Genomic DNA, 16,442 nt, shown 5'->3' with positions numbered 1-16,442 from the left:
TCTTAAGAAGTTATAAATATAAGAATATAAAAATATAACAATATAAGAATATAACAATATAAGAATATAAAAATATATAAATTTTACAAGTTAAGAAGTTAAATTTTAAAATTTCTCAATACAAATCCTTGTCTTAGTATTAATTTAATAACATCTTATTGTTATTTTCTTCATAAATCAACCTATTAGATGAAAAGGTTAATTTATGATTCTATTGAATTAATTGTAAGAATTTTATTTTTGTGTTAATATAGTTAAGCTATATTAAATAATGGAAGTGATTTGAATGAAAAAATTGAGGCTTTGCCCTCTAGTGTTAGTGCTTTTTCTAACAGCATGCTCGTCAAATAGTACTGGAAGCAACACATCAAAGCAAACTCCAGATACTCAGGCGAATAATACAACAAGTGCTTCGACTAATAACTCAGATAGTAATAACAATGCAAGTTCTACTAACAATAGTTCAGAAGCGAATAAAAACAATCAAAATACTGCAAAAAATAACTCTGACAGCTCTAGTAAAAAAACAACTACGCCAAGCAGCACTGCTCAAGTAAAAAGCTATACTGATCAAGAGATTACTGAAAAGACTAAAAACTATATTCTGAATGGTCAAGGAAATAAAGCAGAAGCGGAAAAATTAAACTGGAGCAAAACTTTCTTAGAAAAAGTTAATATTCCAAGTCTATATAAGAAATATGTTACTAATGGTGGCAAAAAAGATGATGTTGCAAGCTTTGCAGCCTATATGACTAAAAATGCACCTATTCAAAATAACTGGCAAGACCTATTTAAGAAAGATTTACAGGATACCTATGGAGAAAAAGTAGCTAGAATAGAACATTTGCAAGGTGACTCTTATCAAGCTTATGTACAGAAGGAAGGAAAAGAAGTTCCTTTTGTTGTAGTTTCAGCGAGAACTGGGTATTTCCATGGTTAATTTTATTGAGGAATGTAAATAATGTTTACAAATAAAGCAAGCAGATTCTATTAATATGAGATTCTGCTTGCTTTTTTACTGTTTAGAAATCACAAATGAAATCCAAAGCCATAACAAAAGTATAATTAGAAACCTTATCTTTTTCTTAGAAGAGTATAGAATGTTTGCTAGCTAAACCTAGTAATTTTCATGGCGTAGAAAAGCTATGTGGGTAAACAGTAAAAAATACGTGGCTTGACAGGTCTCCCCAACATGTATTGGTAAAGGCAGATGCTCAAAAGAATTCACTAAAGAAGGTCTCCTTAGCATATCTTTTATTACTAGATGTATCAATTATCATAGTTATCATATTGAAAAACTAAGTATCTGTAAAAATATATTAACGTTACTATTAGCTTAATTATGCCTCTTTCAAATCTTATTCCATGACAACATTTCGCTGATTACTAAACATTTAATGATGGTAAATGAAAAATGTTGAAAATATTAACATTTATCAATAAAATATGGTGATTTTTAGAAAGTAAGCAGTTATAATATGTAATATGATTAAAAACTTAAACAGTGAAATGGAAACGGGGTGATCAGTTTGGAGTTTTACAGTCCAAGTGAAAAGATTAGATTAATGAGGAAAAAGTTTAGAGTGAACCAAGCTGAACTTGAAGGAATCAATATGACAAGGGCCTTCATAAGTATGATGGAAAGTGGAAAAAGAACCGTTAGTAAAGCAAGCTCTAAGGCTTTAGCAGAAAAGTTTAATGAAATTGCTAAGAGAATATCTGTTAACTTAAATTTAGATGATGAATACTTTTCAAGAAAGCCAGAAGAAGATGCCAGGCTTTACTGTGAAGAACAATTGGCAAATGGAGAAAGCCTTAGCTATAAGAAGCTAGATGAGCTTATGGCCATTACAAAAAAGTTTAACTTGGTAGATATATTGGCTAGAGTATATGAGGTTAATGGTAAGAAGTATGTTAAAGAGCAAAATGATGTGAATGCCTTCATAAATTTCAGTAATGCCTTAGGAAAATATAAGGAGTTAAGAGATGATAAAGCACAAGGCAGTGTTTATAATAACCTAGGTAATTGTAAATTAAGAAAAAAAGAATATGATGAGGCGATTTTTTACTATAAACAAGCTATAGAGCTTGGTGCAACTGAGAAGGACAGCGTTATATATATAAAGGCTAGCCTTAATCTGGCTCTTTGCTATAATGAAAAGAAGGATTATAAAAAAGGTCTAGATTTAATTGACAATAATGTATTACGAAATGAAGAAGAAGTTAATATTAAAATTATAAATGAAGCTAAATTAACCAGAGCTATTATACTTAATAGCCTAAATAGAGGTGAAGAGGCGGTTAAAGAATATTTTAGTTTAATAGATCGTATCAAAGATACAGATGATATACTTTTAGCTTATGTGTACAATAATTTATCTGATTATTATTATAATATAGGTGATTATAGTAAAAGTCTACATTACATAAGTCAAGCTCAAAGAATAAAGAGTTTAGTTGATAAGAGAACATTACCTAACACATTAAATACAAAGGGAAAGATATTTTTAAGACAAGGTATGTACGAAGAAAGTATCATGCTTTTTCAACTGGCCATAGACATAGCTCTTGAGCATAAACAATTCAATATGGTGCTTGAAAACTATAAAGAATTAGTTAATGTATATGAATATGAGCAAGAATGGGAAAAGATTAGGGAAATAACTAAAGCATTTTTAGAAAATATAGAAAGCAATCATGTTGAACTTGGCAAAAAATACGCTCTGTATAAGCTGACAGAGGTATCCTTGAGACTCGGAGATAATGAGGAAGCAGTAAATACACTAAAAAAATTAGATTCATTGTTAATTGATTAGTTAAAGTGAGGGATGTAGCATGATAAAAAAGGCCACTATAACTGACAGTATATCAGTAGCAGAATTAGCCAACCTATTATGGCCTCATCACGAAATTGATGAGTTAGATGAAGAGTTTAAGCAGCTTATTTGCTCGGAAAATGCTGCATGCTTCGTTTATTATGATGAAACAGTTCCAGTAGGCTTTGCCCAGTGTGAATTGAGAAGAGATTATGTTGAAGGCACAGAAAGCATTCCAGTGGGATATTTGGAGGGAATTTACGTAAGATCTGAGTATCGAATGAAAGGCATTGCTAAGGAACTTTTATTTCACTGTGAGCAATGGGCTAAAAGTTTGGGATGTAGTGAGTTTGCCAGTGACTGTGAGCTCCATAATACTGAAAGCTTCAAATTTCATCTGAATGCAGGGTTTGAGGAAGCAAATAGGATTATTTGTTTTACCAAAAAGCTATGTTAAAGTACCGTGTTGAAATTAAGTGGTCAGTTATACGATGCTTATGGAAAGAATTAATATTAGAGAGTTATTGGTAAGAGAGCTTTAATTAGGTTAGTATATATGAAGCCGTGGGTAAATAGAAAACATATTTTCTATTTACCCGCGGCTTTTCTATCAAATTTACTTCCTAAGTAAATTTGAGCTTTATATAACTATGATAAGAAAAATTAAGCAAATTTCTAACTTTGAAGGAGGAGGCCAAAGGGATAAGGCACTTTCTCTTACTGTGTTTAACACCTTGGTAAAGTTCAATAGGTATGCAGGTGGTGCTTATGACGGTGAGCAGAATAATTATGAAGATAAAGTAGCTCAACTTATAATAGACATTGATACTGGTAAGGTTATAGATGTACTATATCCTAACTTTTATTACTTATATGGATATAGAACCTATACTATAACAAAACCATATCAACAACAGTATGGTATAGATGTAAATCAATAAGCTGTACAAGCTTTATGATTATACCTATGATATAAGTTCATAGGGAAAAGGCAAGCTTATTGAGAATGCTTTTGCTATGACTTTAGACTCCACGGGGATTCTTAAAAAATAAAAAAGTTATAATCTATAAAGTAACTAAAACTATAAACGAAAGATAAAGTAAATGGTAGCTTTCTGTATATTATGTAAAATTTATGATGTGCTGTACTGTAAATAGTATATTGTACAGCGTATCATAAATTTTTAAAACTTTTTTTGAGAGGAGGACTAGAACTTTCTTAGTTCTTATATTAAATGGAGATAAGTAAAGTAAGTAGATCAATCCAAACAAGAGATTATAATGATTATACGAAAGAAAAGGATAAAAGCAAAGAGCAGGAAGATAAAACAAAGTATCTAAAGGATAGTTTGGTGCTATCTGATAAGGGCTCACTTGTTAGTGGAGACTATATTATGGAAATGTTTCGTTGGACAAGTGAAATTGGATCAACAGGAAGCAAAGATAACGAGGGTTACATAAAGGGAGCTGTTGAAAAGTATAATGATATACGTAAGCAGATAAGTGATGAGGGGACAGAGGATTCTGTAAAGCAGGAAAAACTTTCAAGACTTGATAGAGCCTTCGAAATGGATGCAGATCTTTATGCATCATCAGTAAAAATAAAAATATGGCTTATAGAAAATCATAATAACTTAGGTATAAATTATGGTGGTCACAAAGAATTTGATGACTCTATAGATAAAGAAACACAGAATAATATTTATCATGATGTAAGAGAAATGTTTTTCAATGCAAAACGGTATTATGAGAATAATGGAAGCTTAGAAGGTATAACTTCAAAACAGATAACTGGAGCTTCAAAAACTATGTCCTTTGAAGATTTGTCACTACTTAATACAATGGAAAAGAATAGTGATCAGTACTTTGGAAGTGACATCACAGAAGATAGTGATACAGATAGCTTAAAAGCTGAGCTAAAGGAAAAGATAAGTAGCATAGGTTTTAGTGAGTTTACAAAGAATATATTTTTCGATTATATAGATAAAAGGTATACTAAACAGTAAATTATTAATGAATAAAGCTTTTGATTACATACCACAGTAGTATATATATTTTTTAGTTTTAGGATATGTTAAAGTACCAGGTTGAAATTCAGCAATATTATTAAACATGGACTAGTTATAATAGAACCACATGTAATAGAGTAATAAGTTAGGGCTCGATTATGTGTGGCTTTATTAATTTTATATTATAATTACAATTATAAGAAGAGTTAAATAAAGCATGTAAGTTTAAGTTACTGAGGAGGTGCCATATTGTTTAAAGAACATAACTATACCCTATGGGGGACCTATTGCAGCTGTGGAAGTGAATGCAGTATCCTTCAAAATCTTCATCATCCTTGGAGTGATACAAAGTTTGAAGTTAAAGTAACATGTAATTGCTGTAAAAAAGAATTAGTAATTAATAAAGACATGGCTACTGAATTTTATGATGGTAAGATTCTTTCTTATTTTGATGGAATTTATGGTGATGTACTGGACTTAGGCTGTGGTGAGGGATTTTTGTCAAGAACCTTGTTAAAAGAAAGTGCAGTAGATAAAATTTATGGATTAGATATAGATGAGCAATGCACTGATGAGTTAAAGGATATAATAAACCATTCAAATAGATTCAAATTTGTTAAAGCAGATATAAGTAGTTTAAATGAGATTTTTAGTACAAGCAGTATAGATTTTTTAGTGAGTAGAGACGTATTCATGTTTATAGAGGACACGGATAAGTATTTTGAGGATGTAACTAGAATAGTTAGAAAAGAGATAAGGCACATGGGATGGTATCAAAGTTTCAATGATAGAATGAAGAATAATCTTAATCCAGATCAAATTGTTGAAGAGTATAGTAAAAGAGGCTGGAGCACAGAGATAGAATATTTGGATTGGTATAAGTCTGGGTATTTTATTAGAGCTAGTAAGAATAATTGAATAAATTTATTAATTTTGAATTAATGATTGTGGTATAACAATAGATATAAATCGTAACGTTTAAGCATAGTACAATGAAATTAACTGTTAGTATACTAGGCGAAAAAAAGTATGATTAATGATGGAATTTAAAAATTTCCAACTTATTTATAGTATTTATTATTCAAAAATAGATAATGAATAATAGTAAAGCTTTGAAGCAGATTATTACAACTATGGGTATATATCTGAAACAAAGAAAAAACTAAAAATAATATATAGATAAGGATGGTTAACAAATGAAGAAAATTAATATTAAGTATTTTAGGATGTCTATAATGCTAGCTATACTGTTAGTACCTTTGACACTTAAATTTACAAGTTTACATGAAGTAAAAGCAAGCGCTAAAATAAATTTCGCAGATGCCAGTGCCAGCAATAATATAATTCCTAAACCATTAAGTTACAAGGCTGGAAGCGGGAAGTTTATTCTTACCAATAAAGCTTCAATTTATGTAAAAGGAAAAGACGACAATGAAACTGCAGAAGTTAGGAAGGTTGGAGAGTTTTTAAGAGAAAAGCTTAGAACTGCAACAGGCTATGATTTAAATATTGTTGTTGGAGATAATGTGGTACCTGGAAGTATATATTTGACAACAATTGGGGCGGAAGCTGACAAAGGCAATGAGGGCTATAGAGTACAAACAACAGAGAGTAGTATTAAGATTACTGCTAACAAGCCTGAAGGACTTTCTAGAGGTGTTCAGACTCTAAGACAGCTTTTTCCAGCAGATATAGAAAAAAGTACTTTAGTTCCAGCTGTACAGTGGAGTGTGCCAGTTGTAACTATTGATGATAAACCTGAGTATAGTCATAGAGGGTTAATGCTTGATGTAGCTAGGCACTTTTTCACAGTTGATGATGTAAAGCGACAAATAGATCTCGCTGCTCAGTATAAGATAAATAAGCTTCATCTTCATCTAAGTGATGATCAGGGGTGGAGGTTAGAAATAAAAAAATGGCCTGACTTAACAGCTATCGGTGGAAGTACTCAAGTTGGAGGTGGACCAGGGGGATTCTACACTCAACAGCAGTTTAAAGATTTAGTAAAATTTGCAGCAGACAGATATGTCGAGATAATTCCTGAATTTGATATGCCTGGACATAGCAATGCTGCACTAGCTTCCTATGGATTTCTTAATCCAGATGGAAATAAAAAGCCTTTATACACTGGTACAAAAGTAGGCTTCAGCAGCTTTATGACTCATGATGAGAAAACCTATGGATTTATAGAAGATGTAATAAGAGAGGTTTCTCAAATATCGCCTTCAACTTATATTCATATAGGAGGAGATGAAGCTGAAAGTACAAAAAAGGCTGATTATGATTATTTTGTTGGAAGAGTTTCTAATATAGTAAAGAAATATGGAAAGACACCAATAGGCTGGGATCCGATTGACACTGCACCAACAATCGACTCTGCAGTAGTACTACAGAACTGGAAGGATTCAAATGCTGCTGCAGTTCAAAAGAAAATGAAGATTGTAGTTTCTGTAGCTAAGAAGGCCTATTTGGATATGAAGTACAACGAAACTACACCTTATGGACTGAACTGGGCTGGATATATTCCTGTTGAAACTGGTTACCGATGGGATGTTACTGATTTTGCTCCAAGGCAGTTGGCTTTAGGCGTTGAATCACCTTTATGGACTGAAACCATATCAACTGTGAAAGCTATGGACTACATGATATATCCAAGACTTTTAGGCTATGCTGAAATAGGATGGACTCCTAAAGCCTCAAGAAACTGGGAGGAATATAAGCTTAGACTAAAAAATCAAGGACAGAGAATGAGCAATCAAAATATAAACTTTTATAATGATCCTGGAATTTTTTAGATATATGTATCTATTATTCAATATAGAGTTATACCACTTCAATCTGAAATTCATCTTAAAAGGTCCTCTGGCGTCTGATAAGAGAATTTAATAATATAACTTCTAAATATGAAGTAATACATATATAGTAATTACAAGTAAGTTTAAAATGAACTTGCAGAAGCTGTAAACCAATAACTTAATAGAAGATTTTCATATAGTTAAATCAAATAGAATAAAATGTTATAGAATACTTACTAAACTAAGATCCAGCAGAAGGATGTATTAAGTCTTCTGCTGGATTTTAATTTGCTTATGTTTAAGAATATTGTTTAAATTAAACTTTTATGAAGTAGATAATATGAGCGATTCATTAGCATAAGCTCATTAAGCCATGGAATTTTGACAGTGTGATTAAATATATCAGTAAAGTGAAAAATTAGAAAAACATGATCCAGTAATATACAGAACAAATATTCTGTCGATAATTGGGTTTTTCAGCAATTTTGTGTTAAAATATATGTGTGTAATAATTGAGCTTAAGCTATGAAGTTAAAGGCGTAGAAGTAACTTATCAGAGCTTAAGTATATGGAAGATTAGCAATTCAATTTTAGTACGGTATGCTAACTGCTTTAAAAGCTAAGAGAGTATGTCTTATTGTATATGTACTATCAAAAATAGAAAAAACAAAGACAAGGTGAACAAATGTATGATTATATAATAGATTATTTAAAAAGGTGTACAGTTAAAAATAAGAAGACTGTAACAATAGATGAACTGGCAAAATTACCATTAGGAAATAATGAATATGAAGATTTGTCAAAAGTTATTCGGCAATTGTTGAGTGAGGATATCCTTAAAGCAATCAATCCTAAGAATAATGACGGAAGGAAAGATCCATTGCCTCTTAAGCTAGGAATAAATAAAGAAGAACTTATGAAAGGTTACATATTAAAGCTTGAGCAATATAGCTTAAATTTGAACAGTGAAATTGATATCCAGGCATATTTCGGACTAGGGGAAGATAAGTTTGAAAAGGATAAACCTTACATAGACAAAGTAGATAGCTATATAAAAGCCAATGGATTACCACAGGACACTGTTACGCCTCAGGAGAGATCATACCAAATTTTTGGAGATGAAAAGTGGATAGAGAAGAATAGTGGAAAGGCACTACTGGAAAGAATTAAGATTTATAACAAGCTTAAAATAGATAATGGCTCTGATCCTTTGATGCTGGCGGTGAATCCTTTAGAATATAATAAGGAGCAGCACAAACACTTAATAGTAGAAAATAAAGCAACTTTTCTTGGACTTTTAGAGGTACTGCCTGACACTGAGTTCTGCAGTTTAATCTTTGGCAGTGGTTGGAAGATAGTTGGTAATATTAATATGCTGGAAAGTCAGACAGGCCTTAGGGAGAACAATATAGTTTATTACTTTGGAGATATAGACAATGAAGGGGTAGCTATATACAATTCTTTGACTGAAAGAGCTTCCGTTAAGCTTGCCACAGAATTTTATAAGGAGCTTCTAAAGACTGATTTTAAAGAAGGAAAGAAAAATCAAAAAAAGAAGATAGCTGCTTTAAAGAATTTTGTGAAGAACTTTAGTGAAGAGGAGCAAAAACTAATACTAGATAAATTGGATACTGGTTATTACTGGCCGCAGGAAGGGCTAAGTAAGACAGAGCTTCAGCACATATGGAGGAAGGTTTCATGGACATAAACATAGGAAATGTAGTGGAGAACTACAGAGAGAGAATACAGAGATTGGCTTTGTTTGATCCTTTATATGCTTTATCAAGAAAAGGTATGAGGGACAATAGTGGCAAGGATATTGATTACTTCAGTTTTGGATTATTGACTTTACTGTTCTTTTTTGAAAATATGCTTATAAGAAATAAGAAGACAGGGGTTAAGGAACTAGCGGAATTCTTAATGGAACTTAGTAAAGAAGAGGTGGATTTAGATATTTACGGTTTTGAAAGAATAGCTAGAACAATTATTGATACCTTTAGACCTCCTACTGGAAAGAGAAATTCAAAGAGCTTTTACAATTGGGAGACAAGACAACAGGATAGTGTGCAATATTCTATACTAAAGGCAGCCAAGGCAGATTTAGAGACAAATACTCAGTATTATACTCTTGATGAACAGGGCTTAGAGCTTATCTTTGCTACAAAAGAGTATTTCAATGAGTTCCAACTCTCTATAAATCAGCTCGTACTTAGAAAACAGCTTGAAAAGGGTGAGTTTTCTGGTGCTTTAAGGCAGATAGATGAGATGAATCTGGATGTTAAAAACCTTCAAGATAGAATAGTAAGGATAAAGCATGAGGTAAATAGAAATATTGTATCTAATGAAACCTATGAGAGATATAAAAGTATAATAGAGGATATAAACAACAGACTTGAAAGAGAGAATGAGGAGTTTGAGGAATTAAAAGCCTTTGTTTCAGAAACAAGAGAGAAGATAGCCAGTGATTTGAGTAAAGCTGAGGATAGAAAAGCCTATGAGCTTATCATACAGATAGATAAGGAACTTGGAGAGGTGCATTACAATCATAGATTGCTTTTCAAGGATAGCATAATTCTTAAAACCTCTGCACTTCAAGCTGCTCAAGAGTCTTTATATTATGTAGGTATAGATTCCTTCAACTTCAATCAGGAAATCACTAGCAGGGTATTTTCATCACCTATTCCTCTTAAGGAAACTAAAACTCTTATTGAACCTTTTTTATATCTAGAGACAAATAAAACTTGGTCTCCATTAACGGTATTTTCTCATCAGAAGATAGAAAAATTAGATAAAGAAGAAAGAGTAGTGGACTTTTTAGCTGTTACCAGCGATGAGGAAATAAAGCGTGATATGAAGCTGCAAAGCAGCAATTACAAAGCTGTTGGAGCTATAACTCTTGCGGCAATGAAGGGTAACGATGAAGTAACTATAGAAGAAATTGTAGAATATATTAAGCAAAATAATTATGGGGAAATATTAAACCATAGAAGTTTTTATGACTTCTTTATTATCCTGCATCAAAAGTCTCCTATTATTATGGAGCAACAACAGGATCAAGAAGAAAGTTTACTGGGACAAGTTTATAAGCTGTTAGCTAAGCGAGGTAAGACTCTTTATGTGGAAGAGCTCGACAACATACTTAAGGTAACAGAGAGATTTGAAATCAAGAACATGAGCTTTAGATTGGAGGAATTTTAATGGCATTTTACAGCAATGAGCAGGTGATACAAAGTTTTAAGCTTTATTCTACCTTGGCTATGAAAGGATATGGAGAAAAGGAGGATTTAAGACTTTATCTATCTGATGACGTAATTAGAGGAATTGTGGATCAATTTGCTAGAGAGGTAGATTGCACCATATTCTCTTCAGGAGAGCTTATATATATGATTCCTATAGCTAAGCATTCTATTTTCCATGTGTCAAATGAAGAGCTTAGAAAAGCTTACCTTCCAAGTAAAGCGGTGAACCTAGATTTGTATCTTTTATATGTATCGGTAATAGTTTTATTTGGTGAGTTTTATGACAGCTATCAAACAAATGAGGCTACCAGAGACTTTATTACCATATCCGATTGGCTTGAAAGTCTAAATCATAGGATCTTTATGCTTACTGAGCATGAGGAAGAAAAGCTAAAGACTTTAGATCAGGAGTTTGAGTATAATTGGTCAGCTATTATTCAAAAGTGGACTGATATGGATGAGATAAAAGAAAAGGTTAAGAGCCAGGATGCTAGAACTATAAGCAGAAAGAGCTTTTTAAATACTGTTAAGAAGTTCTTAGAAGATCAAGAACTTATAAAGGATATAGGAAATGAGGAGCTAGAGCTTACGGAAAAGGCTAAGACCATCGTCCAGAGATACTATATGGAGTACGATTATAACCGTGGCATACTTGACTTTATGTACAATATGGACAAGAAGAAGGGAGATGACAACTAATGCCTGCAATTTCAAAAATTCGTTTTACTAATGTAATATATGAAAACGGTGAGAAAAGATATAACGATGAGATCTTTGAGTTTGAAAGCTACAATGGAGCTATACTTCTTGAAAACGGCGGTGGAAAGACAGTTTTTGTTCAAACAGCACTTCAAGCCATATTGCCCAATATAGAGGTGGCGGATAGAAAGGTTAAAAACACCTTGTCTCTTCAAAATACCTCAGCTCATATTGCTATAGAATGGATATTAAATGAAAGACCAAGAAGATATGGAGTAACTGCTGTAACCTTATTTATGAATAAGGATTCCATAGATTCTTATAAATATGTTTATGAGTACTTAGAAAATGATGATAATTCCATAGAAAAGCTACCTTTTGTAAGGGATAGTGTAGGTGGCACAAAGAGACCTTCTACTAAGGAAGAGATGGCTGATTATTATAATGTTATGAGTCAAAATAGAATCAGTGCAAAGAACTTTAAAACCCTAAGGGAATATCATAGCTACATTGAAGATAACTTTAAGATAATACCTTCTGAGTGGAGAAAAATAGCCTTGATCAATGGAGCTGAAGGTGGAGTTGAAGCTTTTTTTGATGCTTGCAAGACTACGGGGCAACTAGTGGATAATCTTCTTATTCCTACAGTTGAAGAAGCTTTAGCTGGAGATGGCACTAAGGATTTTGTTGAAATCTTTGAAAGACAAAGAGAACATTTTAAAAAGTATAAGCAGCTAAATGCAAGAATAGAAGAAAGTAAAAAGGTTGAGGAACAGATTGGTCTTTATTCAGCGGTTTTTAAAGAATATGATGAAGCAAAGACAGAAGAGATTGAAGCCAAGGAAGATTTAAAAGCTTTGGACAACTTTATAAAACTAGAGTCTAAGGAAATAAGAGATAAGCTTGAAAAGAATATTAAAGAGTCTATTTCCTTGACACAAGAAGAGGAGCTTTGGAAGAAGAAGTACTCCTCTTATGAATTAAAAAAGTATGAAAGTGAAATGATTAAAGAAGAAAAAGCTCATAAAGAAGTTCTTGGGGACTATGAGAAGCTTAATAATTCAAAAATAGATAAGGATAAGCGATATTCCAGCCTTCAAATATCTAAATATAAGAAGGATATAAAGGTACAGGAAGAAAATATTGAGCTTATAAATAAGCAGCTTGAAACCTTGGATAAAGATGAGGCTATTACAGACATTAAGGATAAGTTATATGAAAATAGCAGAAAACTTAGAGGCTACTATCTAGATAAGGAAGAAAAGCTAGAGAAAGAGAAAAATTTATACCAAAATCAGATTGATAATGTAAATCAACAGATTAAAGCTGGTGAAATAGAACTTAAGACCATAAGAGAAAAGGAAAAGGCTTTACTAAAGGAAAAGAATACTATAGAAGGTAATATCCAATATCTGATTAAGGATATAAACAGAATAAATAAAGGTATTCTAGACAATCCCAACGAAGCTAATATAAAAGATGAAGTTTCTAGATGGAAAAACAGAATAACTGAGCTTGAGCAAAAAGTATTTGAAGCAAATAAACAAAGGAAAATCCTAGCTGATGAGCAGCAGAACTTAAAGGAAGCTTTGGTTAAGCTAAGAAAAAGCTTAGAGGAAATCAACGAAGAAAGACATATTGTAAGTAACGATATTAGAAATATAGATCAAAATAAGACAGAGCTTTTAGTGAAAATAAAGGAATTTAGAAATAGCTGGTTAAGCTATGACATAGATGCTATATATTCAAAACAAAGTACCATAGTTACTCAGGTAGAGGAGAAGCTACAAAAGTTAAAGGAAGAAAAGGAGAAGTATCTTTTAAGTGAAAGATTGGCCCATAGGTACGCTGATGAATATAGGGATAGCGAGTATTATACAGCAGATTCAGGCCTTGAGAAAAATATAAGCCAGTGGAGAAATAGCTTTAATTATCTAGAAAGCGGTACTAGATATGTTCAGAGAGTATGCAAAAATGAAAATAAGATGGAAGAAGAACTAAACAATTATTATCCATATTGGCCACTAACCATTATAACCTCAGAGGATGAGATAGAAAAAGTTAAAGCTAAGGTAGATAAGATAATCGGCCAAATTACTCATCCAGTGTTTGTAATAAGTGAGAAGGAAGCAAAGGCAAGAGCTCTAGGAGAGAATATTTTAGAAGAAAATAATGTAGTATATCCATCTACTTGGAATAACAACCTTAAGCAAACATATTTTGAACAGTGGCAAAAGGACATGACTGCAAAAGCCGAAGAAACCACAGCACTTCGTGAAGAAAAGGAAGAGGAGCTTAGTAAGTGCCAAGAGTTACATAGAGATATAACTGTATTCTACAATAAATATCCTTATGAGCAGTATAGCGAGCTTTGTAAAGCTGAAAAGACCATAAAGGAAAGGGCTGATGAAGTTCTAGCTTCAATTAAGAATAATGAAGAGAGAATAAATGAGATAGATATAGAACTTAATAAGCTAAGCAATGATGTTCAAGAATTTTCTGGTGAGCAGAAGAGTCTTGAGGAGAAGGTTTTAAAAGGACAGGAGTCTCTAAATAAAAGCAATGAAAAAGAAGAAAATGAAGCTAAGATAATAGTTATCAATAAGGATATCGAGGATATTGGAGAAAGTATTGCAAAGGCTGAGAAGGCATTAAAGGACAATGGAGAGCTTAGAACAGACCTTTTAGCTGACTTGAATAATATAAAAAATAATATAAATTCACTAAGAGTAGATAAGTTATATGAAGAAGTAAAAGCCGCTTCCCCAGCATATTCTGACTTAACTAAGGAGACCTTGGAGGAGGAAAGGAACATTCTTCAAGATCAGCTTAATAATAAGCAGCAGAATAGAGGGCAATTAGAAGAAAGACTTAGAAGTTCTCAAACCCTTAAGAAAAGCAGTGAAAAGCAGCTGTCAGACTTTATAAAAAAATTAGAGTTTGAGGCAGAGGAAAATCTTGAATTTCCTCTAAGTGGTGATAAGGAAATCTCTAACTTACTTGAAGAGCTAACGAAGTTAAAGAAACCCTTAGAAGATACTAAGAAGCAAGAGGAACAAGCAAGAGTTAGGTATGAGAAAAGCAAGAATTTATATGAATTTAGAAAAGGTGATCATCTAAAAGCTTATGATGAAATAATAAAATTCAGTGAAGAGCTTGGGTTATTAAAGACCATATTGTCCAAGGAAAAAGATGAGCTAAAGAAGAAAAGAGTTTATCTCACTGGTGAAAAGGAAAGACTTGAAAAGGAAAATAAGAATGTTGACGATGTTCTTAGAGGGTTAGAGCTTTTCAATGTAAGTTATGCTTATTTAAGTGAAGAGATTGAGCTTCGTGAGCTTTCAGAAGACTTAGCTCAAAAGGTACCATACAATAGAGTTCAAATAATTGATTCCGCTAAGAAAAAATTAGAAACCGTAAAGAAATATTTAGATAAGAAGCTTTTAGAGTCAGAGCAGCAAAAAGCTATTTTTATAAAGTTCTGTGAAGCAGAGATACTAGATGTTAAGCTAAAGGAAATGGCTACTTCTGGGGTGAAGTTTAAAAACACTTATAAGGATATCCTAGAGTGGCAGAAGATGATGGAAGAGAGAATATCCCGTACCATAGAGATTGCTCAAAATGATATTAGGGAGCATGATAGGGAAGTACAGCAATTTATAAGTCAATTACATTCTTATCTAGTTACCATGGTTCAAGAACTAAAGGCTATTCCTAAAAAGACAAGAATAAAGGTTGATGAAGACTGGAAGGAGGTATTTATCTTCAACGTTCCTGAGTGGGAAGAAAAAGAAGGTAAGGAAGAGCTGTCAAAGCATATTGACTGGATGCTTAATCAACTAGAGGGTGACCGATTTAAAGATGAAAATGGCATAGAGCGTACGGAACTAGCTAAGAAAGAAATTGAAAAATGGCTTCAGTCAAAGCAACTACTACAGATTGTGATGAAGCAAGATACCATAAAGGTAAAATGTAGAAAAGTAACCAATGATGGAAAGATGAGAAGTGCACCATTCTCCTGGGAAGTGTCTAACTCCTGGTCAGGTGGAGAAAAGTGGAGTAAGAATATGACTTTATTTCTAGGTATACTGAACTACTTAGCTGAAAAGAGAAAGCAAATCATCCCAACTAACAGACATTACAGAACAGTAATTGTGGACAACCCGTTTGGTAAAGCTTCCAGTGACCACGTTCTAGACCCTGTTTTCTTTATAGCAGAGCAGCTAGGATTCCAAATAATAGCTCTTACAGCTCATGCAGAAGGAAAGTTCATAAGAACTTACTTCCCAATAGTATACAGCTTAAGACTTAGGAACTCTAAAGACAATAGTACTCAGATAATGACCAAGGAAAGAGAAATAAAGCATACTTATTTTAGAGACAATGACCCTGACACCTTAATAAGACTGGGAGAAGCAAAGCAGCTTGGCTTTGATTTAGATAGCTTATTTAAGAGCGGGGATGCATAAAGATGTACCACTTAATTTCAACAATATTATTAAACCTAGAACAATTTTAATATGAAATGGTATGTCTGTTCATAGAATTAGATATTCCATTTATATAATTTAAAGGAATACTAAAAATACCTTTACTTGTTAAAGGAAATTTACTGATTGATATACTTTATTTTGAACTGGTATATCTATATATTGCAAGCAATTTATATTTTATGGCAATAATAAATGTATAATGTGTTGTGAAAACATAAATTCTGTTTAGAAGTGTTACAGATCTACTAATACTTAAGAGCTAGCACTTCAATGCAAAATAAATTTCCAAAACTTCTCTGAGTTATAGGGTTCCGTTACTAAAACTTGATAGTTGAAGTTGGTTCCTTATATTAGAGGAGAGTTTGAAAATATAGGTTTTAGAATGAAGTAA

Annotated in this window: 11 protein-coding genes; all 11 read left to right on the top strand. The window is 32.4% G+C overall.

Annotated elements, in window-relative coordinates; genetic code table 11:
* Nucleotides 1–286 precede the first annotated feature (286 nt).
* The 11 genes from C1I91_RS18470 to C1I91_RS18420 all read left to right on the top strand — a co-directional run bounded on the left by C1I91_RS18470 (nucleotide 287) and on the right by C1I91_RS18420 (nucleotide 16,027).
* Nucleotides 287–940, top strand: a complete 654-nt coding sequence (locus C1I91_RS18470; RefSeq protein ID WP_128214202.1) for a hypothetical protein — start codon at nucleotides 287–289, stop codon at nucleotides 938–940.
* Between the two features lie 589 nt (nucleotides 941–1,529).
* The gene (locus C1I91_RS18465; protein ID WP_128214201.1) at nucleotides 1,530–2,816 is read left to right on the top strand and encodes a tetratricopeptide repeat protein; all 1,287 of its coding nucleotides are present in this window, start codon (nucleotides 1,530–1,532) and stop codon (nucleotides 2,814–2,816) included.
* A gap of 19 nt (nucleotides 2,817–2,835) precedes the next feature.
* Complete coding sequence (aac(6'), locus tag C1I91_RS18460; RefSeq protein ID WP_128214200.1) at nucleotides 2,836–3,273, top strand: aminoglycoside 6'-N-acetyltransferase; 438 nt, start codon at nucleotides 2,836–2,838, stop codon at nucleotides 3,271–3,273.
* A 193-nt stretch (nucleotides 3,274–3,466) separates the two neighbouring features.
* Nucleotides 3,467–3,757: a hypothetical protein gene (locus C1I91_RS18455; protein ID WP_128214199.1), complete on the top strand. Its 291-nt coding sequence runs from the start codon at nucleotides 3,467–3,469 to the stop codon at nucleotides 3,755–3,757.
* Between the two features lie 294 nt (nucleotides 3,758–4,051).
* Nucleotides 4,052–4,822 (top strand): hypothetical protein, encoded by a 771-nt coding sequence (locus C1I91_RS18450; RefSeq protein ID WP_128214198.1) that lies wholly within the window; start codon nucleotides 4,052–4,054, stop codon nucleotides 4,820–4,822.
* 252 nt (nucleotides 4,823–5,074) lie between these two features.
* Nucleotides 5,075–5,743 carry a class I SAM-dependent methyltransferase gene (locus C1I91_RS18445; protein ID WP_128214197.1) on the top strand — a complete coding sequence of 223 codons (669 nt, stop codon included), beginning with the start codon at nucleotides 5,075–5,077 and terminating at the stop codon, nucleotides 5,741–5,743.
* A 278-nt stretch (nucleotides 5,744–6,021) separates the two neighbouring features.
* Nucleotides 6,022–7,620, top strand: a complete 1,599-nt coding sequence (locus tag C1I91_RS18440; RefSeq protein ID WP_128214196.1) for a beta-N-acetylhexosaminidase — start codon at nucleotides 6,022–6,024, stop codon at nucleotides 7,618–7,620.
* Between the two features lie 685 nt (nucleotides 7,621–8,305).
* The gene (locus C1I91_RS18435) at nucleotides 8,306–9,328 is read left to right on the top strand and encodes a Wadjet anti-phage system protein JetD domain-containing protein (RefSeq protein WP_128214195.1); all 1,023 of its coding nucleotides are present in this window, start codon (nucleotides 8,306–8,308) and stop codon (nucleotides 9,326–9,328) included.
* Nucleotides 9,319–10,818, top strand: coding sequence for a replicative DNA helicase (locus tag C1I91_RS18430; protein ID WP_128214194.1), 1,500 nt, complete (start codon nucleotides 9,319–9,321; stop codon nucleotides 10,816–10,818). Before C1I91_RS18435 ends, C1I91_RS18430 begins: the two co-directional genes overlap by 10 nt.
* Nucleotides 10,818–11,558, top strand: a complete 741-nt coding sequence (locus C1I91_RS18425) for a DUF6063 family protein (protein WP_128214193.1) — start codon at nucleotides 10,818–10,820, stop codon at nucleotides 11,556–11,558. Before C1I91_RS18430 ends, C1I91_RS18425 begins: the two co-directional genes overlap by 1 nt.
* Nucleotides 11,558–16,027, top strand: a complete 4,470-nt coding sequence (locus tag C1I91_RS18420; RefSeq protein ID WP_128214192.1) for a hypothetical protein — start codon at nucleotides 11,558–11,560, stop codon at nucleotides 16,025–16,027. Before C1I91_RS18425 ends, C1I91_RS18420 begins: the two co-directional genes overlap by 1 nt.
* Nucleotides 16,028–16,442: the final 415 nt, after the last annotated feature.

The sequence above is a fragment of the Clostridium manihotivorum genome (assembly GCF_004015185.1).
Classification (GTDB): domain Bacteria; phylum Bacillota; class Clostridia; order Clostridiales; family Clostridiaceae; genus Clostridium_AR; species Clostridium_AR manihotivorum.
The sequence above is the reverse complement of the archived record's forward strand: the minus strand, read 5'-3'. Positions and strand labels throughout refer to the sequence as shown.

Coding starts and splice junctions, on each gene's coding strand:
- C1I91_RS18470 (WP_128214202.1), top strand. CDS start 287: ATGAAAAAATTGAGGCTTTGCCCTCTAGTGTTAGTGCTTTTTCTAACA.
- C1I91_RS18455 (WP_128214199.1), top strand. CDS start 3,467: ATGATAAGAAAAATTAAGCAAATTTCTAACTTTGAAGGAGGAGGCCAA.
- C1I91_RS18450 (WP_128214198.1), top strand. CDS start 4,052: ATGGAGATAAGTAAAGTAAGTAGATCAATCCAAACAAGAGATTATAAT.
- C1I91_RS18440 (WP_128214196.1), top strand. CDS start 6,022: ATGAAGAAAATTAATATTAAGTATTTTAGGATGTCTATAATGCTAGCT.
- C1I91_RS18435 (WP_128214195.1), top strand. CDS start 8,306: ATGTATGATTATATAATAGATTATTTAAAAAGGTGTACAGTTAAAAAT.
- C1I91_RS18430 (WP_128214194.1), top strand. CDS start 9,319: ATGGACATAAACATAGGAAATGTAGTGGAGAACTACAGAGAGAGAATA.
- C1I91_RS18425 (WP_128214193.1), top strand. CDS start 10,818: ATGGCATTTTACAGCAATGAGCAGGTGATACAAAGTTTTAAGCTTTAT.
- C1I91_RS18420 (WP_128214192.1), top strand. CDS start 11,558: ATGCCTGCAATTTCAAAAATTCGTTTTACTAATGTAATATATGAAAAC.